Annotated in this window: 7 protein-coding genes; 6 read left to right on the forward strand and 1 reads right to left on the reverse strand. The window is 37.2% G+C overall.

Going from position 1 to position 7,963, the window contains the following annotated elements:
* Positions 1-26 precede the first annotated feature (26 nt).
* The 3 genes from ACR65M_RS19380 (at position 27) to murC (ending at position 5,217) form a co-directional block, all read left to right on the forward strand.
* Positions 27-824, forward strand: a complete 798-nt coding sequence (locus ACR65M_RS19380) for a DUF1444 domain-containing protein (RefSeq protein WP_440274142.1) — start codon at positions 27-29, stop codon at positions 822-824.
* Between the two features lie 85 nt (positions 825-909).
* Positions 910-3,552 (forward strand): DNA translocase FtsK, encoded by a 2,643-nt coding sequence (locus ACR65M_RS19385; RefSeq protein WP_440274140.1) that lies wholly within the window; start codon positions 910-912, stop codon positions 3,550-3,552.
* Between the two features lie 366 nt (positions 3,553-3,918).
* Entirely contained in the window at positions 3,919-5,217 is a 1,299-nt protein-coding gene (gene murC, locus ACR65M_RS19390; protein ID WP_341330616.1) for a UDP-N-acetylmuramate--L-alanine ligase, read from the forward strand.
* 142 nt (positions 5,218-5,359) lie between these two features.
* On the opposite strand, the gene ACR65M_RS19395 is transcribed toward murC, so the two are convergent.
* Positions 5,360-6,475 (reverse strand): aminopeptidase, encoded by a 1,116-nt coding sequence (locus tag ACR65M_RS19395; protein ID WP_341330617.1) that lies wholly within the window; start codon positions 6,473-6,475, stop codon positions 5,360-5,362.
* 196 nt (positions 6,476-6,671) lie between these two features.
* Here ACR65M_RS19395 and ACR65M_RS19400 point away from each other — a divergent pair, with 196 nt between their 5' ends.
* The 3 genes from ACR65M_RS19400 to ytxJ are packed head-to-tail and all read left to right on the forward strand — an operon-like array spanning position 6,672 to position 7,868.
* Entirely contained in the window at positions 6,672-7,124 is a 453-nt protein-coding gene (locus ACR65M_RS19400; protein WP_341330618.1) for a DUF948 domain-containing protein, read from the forward strand.
* A complete protein-coding gene (locus tag ACR65M_RS19405; protein WP_121447388.1) occupies positions 7,124-7,522 on the forward strand; it encodes a YtxH domain-containing protein in 399 nt (132 codons plus the stop codon). The genes ACR65M_RS19400 and ACR65M_RS19405 overlap by 1 nt, the downstream gene beginning before the upstream one ends.
* Positions 7,523-7,541: 19 nt before the next feature.
* Positions 7,542-7,868 (forward strand): bacillithiol system redox-active protein YtxJ, encoded by a 327-nt coding sequence (ytxJ, locus tag ACR65M_RS19410; protein WP_121447389.1) that lies wholly within the window; start codon positions 7,542-7,544, stop codon positions 7,866-7,868.
* Positions 7,869-7,963: the final 95 nt, after the last annotated feature.

The raw sequence follows: 7,963 nt of genomic DNA on the forward strand, positions 1-7,963 counted from the left end.
TTATGGACTCAAAAAATAATAGAAAAATGGATTCAAAAAAAGTAAAGAATTTAATCCAAGAAAAGCTATCCCATCATAATTGGCAATTTTCTTTTGACCGTGAGAAAGATACTTTACGTATTGAGGATAAGGAAACGAAGAAAGGAACGACTGTCACACTTCCGGGAATAGTCGCCAAATACCAAGAAGAAGGTCCTGGAAGTCTTGATGAAGTCATTTATTATATTGAAGAATCTTTGACTTTTATGAATAGTGAATTGGAACTTGAGGGTAAAGAAAAAAACATTTTTCCTGTTATTCGTTCAACCTCCTTCCCGACAGAATCGAATGAGGGAGAAGAACTTATTTACGATGACCATACTGCAGAAACAAGAATCTATTATGCTCTAGATTTAGGAACAACGTACCGCTTGGTCGATAAAAAACTTTTACAAAAAGAAAATTGGAAGTTTGAACGGATCCGTGAAATAGCGAGATTTAATTTACGTTCCCTAGATGTTTCATACAAAACTGACGAAGTTGCAGGCAATACCTTCTATTTTATTAATAAAAACGATGGGTATGATGCAAGTCGTATCCTGAATGATGCTTTTTTACAAAAAATGAGCCAACAAATTAGAGGAACAATGGCTGTCGCTGTCCCACATCAGGATGTACTGATTATAGTTGATGTTCAAAATGATACGGGATATGATATCCTGGCTCAAATGACTATGAGCTTTTTTGCAAGTGGACGTGTTCCCATTACGGCACTCTCATTTCTTTATGAAGATGGTAAACTTGAGCCCATCTTTATCCTTGGGAAAAATCGCCCAAGGAAATAAACAATACTCTACCAAAAGTCGCTAGGAAAACTAGCGGCTTTTTTGTTACAATAAGGAATAGAATTGAAATGGAAGAGTGATAGTTGTGAATTGGATAAAAAGATTACTACATTTTTTACAGACGGACGATGATGATCCAATTGAAATAAAAACGACTCAAATCAGACAAAACAAACCTGTTGAGGCAAGAGTGACATATGAATACCCAAAGGGGAAATTTCGATTTCCAGTCATACCAGATCTTGAAAAAACAAGAATAAAAAAGGAAAAGGTACAAACAAGACAAACTCAGCGAACACAGCAAAGTCAGCGAACAAAGCAAGTACAAAAAACAAAGCAAACAGAAAAAGCTCAGCAAACTCAACAAACAAGAACTTCACAACCAAATAGGAATTCAACACCTAAAACCGTTGTAAATTTACAGGAGAAACAACCCTTTCAACCATCCGAGACACCATCCCCGGTATTCGGTCTAGGTAAACCAAAGCCTCAGGAAATAGCTCAGGAAACAGCTCAAGAAATAGTTGAGTATGAACTTCCTTCAAACCCTATCGCAGATACAGAATCGATTGCTAGGGCCTGGAAAGAAGCACAAGAAGAGGTTGCTTCAACAATCATACTAACGGAGCAAGTTGAACCAAAACAGTATACAAGTTCAACTACATTAGAAGATACCGAGCAAAAGGTGGCAAGCTTTGCGGATCAATTAATAAGAGAAGAAGAGGTAACTGAGGGAGTACCGGCTGCTATTGAGCCACAAAGTGAAAAGTCTATTAATGAGGAAACTCCAATACAAGTAGCTGTGGAGGAGGAGTTGAATGCATCTGAGGAAACAAATCTAGTTGAACAAGAAATGATACATCCTGAAGAAATTGTGACAGAAGAACTAGTTGATCAGATTGAAAATATAGAAATGCAAGAAGATCTTAAAGTGGAGGAAACTGAAACTTCTACAGAGAATACTGAAACACAGGTTGAACAGATAAAGAAAAGTGAACAGACCAGAACAGAGCCGAGACGATCCAATATACCGTTTAATGTATTAATGTTTAAAAAGGACAAACAGAAATTGTCACAGCGGCAACCAGAAAAAGTAACACAAGTAACTTCTGTCGAAACAAGGCAAAATGAACAACTGGTTGAGCAAGAAACACCAAGGCAAAATGAACATCCGGTTGAGCAAGAAGCACCAATGCAAAATGAACAACTGGTTGAGCAAGAAGCACCAAGACAAAATCAACAATTAGTTGAGCAGGAACAACCAATGAATCAAGAATTACAAACACATCGGGAAGACGAAATTCAACAACCTGGCTATACTTTCCCAGGTCTATCTTTCTTAAATGCGCCTCCTGCCGAACAAGCTGATGACAGTCAATGGTTACTTGACCAGCAAAATATTTTAGACCAGACTCTAAGAAACTTTAAAGTGCGTGCAAAAGTGGTGAATGTAACACAGGGACCTGCTGTTACTAGATTTGAGGTACACCCAGAGCCTGGAGTGAAGGTAAATAAAATTACAAATCTATCAGATGATATTAAATTAAGTTTGGCTGCCAAGGATATTCGGATTGAAGCACCGATTCCTGGGAAAAATACAATTGGTATTGAAGTACCAAATAGAAAAAGCAAGCCAGTACTATTAAAGGAAATAATAGAAAGCCCTGAATTCAAAACAAATCAATCACCATTAGCAGTCGCAATGGGTCTTGATATCTCTGGAAAGCCAATTGTAACGGATTTACAAAAGATGCCGCATGGACTTATCGCGGGTGCGACTGGTTCGGGTAAAAGTGTATGTATTAACGCAATGCTTGTCAGTTTGCTTTATAAGGCATCACCGGATGAAGTGAAGCTACTACTTATCGATCCCAAAATGGTAGAATTGGCACCTTATAACCATATTCCACATCTTGTAAGCCCGGTTATTACGGATGTAAAGGCCGCAACAGCTGCTCTAAAATGGGCAGTTGAAGAAATGGAAAGAAGATATGAACTATTTGCCCATACCGGTGTTCGTGATATTGGTAGATATAATGAAATGGTGAAAAAACATGATGAGAAAAGTGGAAAATTACCTTATCTCGTGATTATCATTGATGAGCTTGCTGATTTAATGATGGTGGCGCCAGGGGATGTGGAGGATTCAATCTGCCGAATTGCCCAAAAAGCAAGGGCCTGTGGAATCCATTTAATTCTTGCAACACAACGCCCATCGGTTGATGTTATCACAGGACTTATCAAAGCAAATATTCCGACTCGTATCGCGTTTTCTGTCTCCTCACAAGTTGACTCAAGAACGATTATTGACTCAAGTGGGGCAGAGAAACTGCTTGGAAGAGGAGATATGCTTTTCCTAGAGAATGGTTCTTCAAAACCATTTCGTGTTCAAGGCAATTTTGTTACAGACGATGAAATCGAGGAAGTTGTTAACTTTGTAAAATCAGAGATGAAGCCAAGCTATATGTTTGAACAGGACGAGCTCCTAAAGAAAGCTTCAATTACAAATGAAGAGGATGAGCTCTTCTTTGAGGCATGTGAGTTCGTTCTTGAACATGGGGGTGCATCTACCTCTAGTGTCCAAAGACGTTTTAGAATCGGGTATAATCGTGCAGCGCGTCTAATAGATATGATGGAAGAACAAGGAATTATCTCTGAATCACGTGGTAGTAAGCCACGTGAAGTTTTGATAACCGAAGAGGATTTAGCTGATATTTATGAGGGCTGATAACAAATGTTATCGCCCTTTTTTCTTTATAGGTATAAAGAATGAAATGAATTATTCAATATCGGAGAAAAATCAGTGCTACATCAGGTTAATTCTAATGTCCTACGTTCATAATAAAGATAACTCATCCCAATTTTGTTGTGGTTTCGTAGGACATAACTCATACTTCTTGTATACTTCTAGTAATTTTTTCGTAATGGTCTTCACCAATGATTAGTGCTATAATGAAAAAATGTGAGATGATTGTATATACATAAAATTCGATTTTACTTAATAGCACCTATCTCAAAATCATGGGTACAATTATCAAAATTAGATGAATTTCATATACTGTCTTACAGATAGACATTGTTGGAGGTTCTTTATATGACAGTTTACCACTTCGTTGGAATCAAAGGTACTGGCATGAGTTCATTGGCACAGATACTTCATGACATGAATTATGAAGTTCAAGGGTCTGACCATGAAAAATTTTATTTCACACAAAAGCCTTTAGAGCAAAGAGGAATAAAGATTTTACCTTTTGACAAGGAAAATATTCATGAAGGTCTGACGGTTATTGCCGGGAATGCCTTCCCTGATACTCATGAAGAAATAGTAAAAGCGGTCGAAATGGGGTTACCTGTTATTCGCTATCACCGTTTCTTAGGTGAATTTATGAAAAAATATACGAGCGTTGCCGTAACAGGCTCCCATGGAAAAACATCTACAACAGGCTTACTTGCACATGTTATGCAAGGAGCAGAGCCTACTTCCTATCTGATTGGAGATGGAAGTGGCAAGGGATCTGAGAATAATAAGTATTTTGTTTTTGAAGCATGTGAATACAGACGTCATTTCTTAAGCTATCACCCTGATTATGCGATAATGACGAACATTGATTTTGACCATCCTGATTATTTTGCAAATATTGAAGATGTATTCAATGCCTTCCAAGAAATGGCCTTGCAAGTTAAGAAGGGAATTATTGCTTGTGGAGATGATGAATACCTCCAAAGCATCCATGCGAAGGTACCTGTTGTGTTTTATGGAATTGGGGAAGAAAATGATTTTCAAGCTCGAAATATCAAGAAAACCACAGAAGGTTCTACCTTTGATGTTTTCGTAAGAAATACTTTTTTTGCAAGCTTTTCCATCAACGGGTACGGAAATCATAATGTGTTAAATGCTTTAGGAGTAATTGCATTATGTCATTATGAAAATATTGATGTGTCCATTATTCAAGAGCGTTTGTTGAGCTTCGGTGGTGTGAAGCGTAGATTCTCTGAGAAACGAGTCGGAACTCAAATATTAATTGATGATTATGCACATCATCCAACAGAGATCAATGCAACAATTGAAGCTGCAAGACAAAAATATCCTGATCGTGAAATTGTAGCGATTTTCCAACCACATACATTTACAAGAACACAGACATTTTTGGATGACTTTGCTGCAAGCTTAGTAAAAGCCGATCAAGTTTATCTATGTGATATTTTTGGTTCAGCCCGTGAAAATAAAGGTGAGCTTTCTATTGGGGATTTACAAGGGAAAATCCCAGGTTCTGAGTTAATTCAAGAAGAAAATACTTCTATCCTTAAAAAACATGAGAATAGTGTATTAATTTTTATGGGAGCCGGCGACATTCAAAAGTTTCAGGATGCCTACGAAAAGGCAGTCGTATAAAGAAAGACCTTTGCGAAACATATCGCAAAGGTCTTTTTTTTCTATGTCCAGCTCGGGCGCTTAGCCCCTATCTGGTCTAGCCAATCATTCAAGAAGGATACAAGATATCCTTCATGACGGCTTTTCTTATGCTTGTTGGAATTTACTTTAGATTTTCTGGGTTTAATGGTTCAAGCTCAGGGATAACGAAGCGGCCGTCTTTACGAATAAGTACATCATCAAAATAGATCTCTCCACCGCCATATTCAGGACGTTGAATATTTACCATATCCCAATGGATATTTGAGTTGTTTCCGTTGTATGCATCATCATATGCTTGTCCAGGTGTGAAATGGAAGCTGCCATCAATTTTTTCATCAAATAGAATGTCTTGCATTGGATGTTGGATGTATGGATTTACTCCAATTGCAAATTCACCGATAAAACGTGCACCTTCATCTGTATCAAGAATTTTATTAATACGCTCAGTATCGTTCGATGTAGCTTCTACAATTTTTCCATCTTTAAAAGTTAGTGAAACATTTTCAAATGTGAAGCCTTGATATGGAGATGGCGTATTATATGTTAAAGTACCGTTTACAGAATCACGAACAGGTGCTGTATATACCTCACCATCTGGGATATTCATTTCACCTGCACATTTAATTGCTTTAATGCCCTTGATGGAGAATGTTAGGTCGGTGCCAGGCCCCGTAATGCGTATCTTGTCGGTATTATCCATTAGTTCAACAAGAGCATCCATCGCATTGCTCATTTTACCGTAATCAAGATTACATACATTAAAATAAAAATCTTCAAAAGCTTCTGTACTCATCTTCGCTAGTTGGGCCATCGAAGAATTTGGATAACGCAGAACTACCCATTTTGTCTTTGGTACACGTATTTCACGATGTACTTTTTTACCGACTGTATTTCCTTCAATTTTCATTTTGTCATCCGGTACATCTGCAAACTCATTAATATTATCACCAGAACGTAAGCCTATATAGGCATCCATTTTGCTCATAACGTTAGCCTCAAAGTCCGCTTTCATCTCAAACTGCTTTTCCTGAGCACCTAGTAAAAGAGCACGATCTACTTGGTGATCTTTTAATGATACAAATGGATATCCACCAGCTTTATAAGCTTCATTAATAAGCGCAACCACGAGCTCACGCTGCAAGCCGAAGTTCTCAATGAGTACTTTTTCACCTTCTCCGAGGCGTACAGAATAATTAATTAAATTTCGAGCGAGTGTTTCAATACGAGGATCTTTCATATTAATTGCCTCCAAATTCAAATTTGCTTATGTACATTCCTATTGTAACCGAAAAAAAGGAAATTGTTTATTAAAATAAAATGCTTAGAAATTCCTTGGAGGACTTCAATGATTTTTGTCGAAAGTTTAACAATGGGGATAGTATGTTTGATATAGGTAAAATCGGGTAACAAAGATAGAAGGAGGTGCATCACGAATGATTCTTATCGTATACATAAGTGTTGCAGTAATTGCTGTAGCTTTTTTAATTTTGGTTTTTTATCTCTCAAGGACTCTACGTTCCCTTCAAGTAACATTGGATAATGTAGCAAGTACTTTATCTGGATTAGAGAAACAAATGGAGGGTGTAACAAGTGAAACAACAGAACTCTTGCATAAAACAAATAAGCTTGCAGAAGATATTCAGCAGAAGTCTGAGAGTTTGAATACAGTTGTTGATGCTGTTAAAGACGTTGGAACTTCTTTACAACGCTTCAATAAATCAGTTGGAAATGTGACAGAAGAAGTGGCAGTACAGCTAGAGAAAAATAAAACCAAAATCTCACAGGTTGTTCAAGTGGGGAATGCTGTAATAGAGATTTGGGATAAATGGAAAGATAAGAAACAAAAGCATGACAAACCAATTCCGAATGAAGAAAGGGGATTATAATGGGAAAAAATAGTGGTTCAAATTTTATCTTAGGTACAATTGTAGGTGCAGCGGTGGGCGCTGCAACAGCATTATTTCTAGCGCCAAAAACAGGACAAGAATTCCGTAGGCAGATAAACGATCAAGCTTCTGTTGTAAAAGAAAAAACAAATTCACTTTCTAAAACAATTTCTGAGCAGTCCAATCAAATTTTAACAAAAGTAAAAGATATTAAATCTCCTGCTGGGCATAGTGAGCCTGAAGTTGGGCTTGAGAATAATGAATCAAAACCAGATGCTGCGACAGAAGAAACAAATCAGGATTCAGCTGGAAGTGAACAGATATTCCAGGAAAAACTTGCTGAAGCGAGGCAAGCCTTAGAAGACGCAGAAAATAATACACAAACTACTAACAACTAATATATAGGGAGATGTAAAAATGGGGAAGGAAAAAATTGAAACAATTGAAGAATTTAACCAAGTCTTAGCAAAAGAAAATAAATTTATTTTTATCAAGCACAGTCTTACTTGTCCAATTAGTAAAGCAGCTTTTGATGAGTACGAACAATTTGTGTCAGACCATGAAAATGTACCAAGCTACTATCTATATGTTCAAGAAGCAAAAGAACTCTCAAACTATATTGCAGAGACCTTTGAAATTAAACATGAATCACCACAGGCTCTTCTTTTTGAAGATGGCAAGGTAAAATGGAATGCCTCTCATAGAAGCATAACGAAAGAAGCATTAGTGACTGCTGGTAAATAAAGAAAAGTCCATGGCTCAATAAACTGTACCCTGTGTAGTAGACACATTAAAAAAAGTCTGCTGCACAGGGTCTTTTTATGTACAATAGATTAAAA

This window comes from Ferdinandcohnia sp. SAFN-114 (genome assembly GCF_059415045.1).

What these genes read in the sequence shown, in the direction of transcription:
- ytxJ (WP_121447389.1), top strand. Translation starts at nt 7,542, where the DNA reads ATGGGGAAGGAAAAAATTGAAACAATTGAAGAATTTAACCAAGTCTTA.
- ACR65M_RS19405 (WP_121447388.1), top strand. Translation starts at nt 7,124, where the DNA reads ATGGGAAAAAATAGTGGTTCAAATTTTATCTTAGGTACAATTGTAGGT.
- ACR65M_RS19395 (WP_341330617.1), bottom strand. Translation starts at nt 6,475, where the DNA reads ATGAAAGATCCTCGTATTGAAACACTCGCTCGAAATTTAATTAATTAT.
- murC (WP_341330616.1), top strand. Translation starts at nt 3,919, where the DNA reads ATGACAGTTTACCACTTCGTTGGAATCAAAGGTACTGGCATGAGTTCA.
- ACR65M_RS19400 (WP_341330618.1), top strand. Translation starts at nt 6,672, where the DNA reads ATGATTCTTATCGTATACATAAGTGTTGCAGTAATTGCTGTAGCTTTT.
- ACR65M_RS19380 (WP_440274142.1), top strand. Translation starts at nt 27, where the DNA reads ATGGATTCAAAAAAAGTAAAGAATTTAATCCAAGAAAAGCTATCCCAT.